Annotated in this window: 1 protein-coding gene; it reads left to right on the forward strand. The window is 63.8% G+C overall.

Annotation, left to right across the window (positions count from 1 at the left end):
- Positions 1–248: 248 nt before the first annotated feature.
- Positions 249–623: a 30S ribosomal protein S12 gene (locus GY725_10760; protein ID MCP4004666.1), complete on the forward strand. Its 375-nt coding sequence runs from the start codon at positions 249–251 to the stop codon at positions 621–623.
- Positions 624–625: the final 2 nt, after the last annotated feature.

A 625-nucleotide genomic window follows, 5' to 3' on the forward strand; every position in this document is an offset into this window, starting at 1 on the left:
GACAAGATCTTCAGGCACTGCCTCTCGATGATGGCCAAGCGACTGACCTGCCTGTTCAGCCCATCACAATCGAGATAGTACGTAGCTCGCCAGTAGAGATGTCTCCGGGTGGACCGGTTCCTCTCCGCGCGACGAGCTGGAAACAGATGCGCGCGACCGCCTAGGTGTGCGCCGAGTCAGGAGATCGGACGAATCGCAATCAGACGCGCACGCCGCCTCAGGTGTGTGCTGAAGCAGGAGACCATCGGATGCCGACGATCCATCAGCTGGTGAAGAAGGGACGCCACCGCCAGAAGAAGCACACCAAGAGCCCGGCGCTCCAGAGGTCGCCCCAGAAGCGCGGCGTGTGCGTCCGTGTCTACACCCAGACGCCGAAGAAGCCGAACTCGGCGCTGCGCAAGGTGGCGCGCGTGCGGTTGACCAACGGCATCGAGGTCACCACCTATATCCCGGGCGTCGGGCACAATCTCCAGGAGCACTCGATCGTGCTGATCCGCGGCGGCCGTGTGAAGGACCTGCCGGGAGTGCGTTACCACGTCATCCGAGGCACGCTCGACGCGGTCGGCGTCGACGATCGCCGGCGCGGCCGTTCCAAGTACGGCACGAAGCGTCCGAAAGCTTAAGC

It is taken from the genome of bacterium (genome assembly GCA_024226335.1).
Lineage (GTDB): Bacteria > Myxococcota_A > UBA9160 > SZUA-336 > SZUA-336 > JAAELY01.

What these genes read in the sequence shown, in the direction of transcription:
- GY725_10760 (MCP4004666.1), top strand. Translation starts at nt 249, where the DNA reads ATGCCGACGATCCATCAGCTGGTGAAGAAGGGACGCCACCGCCAGAAG.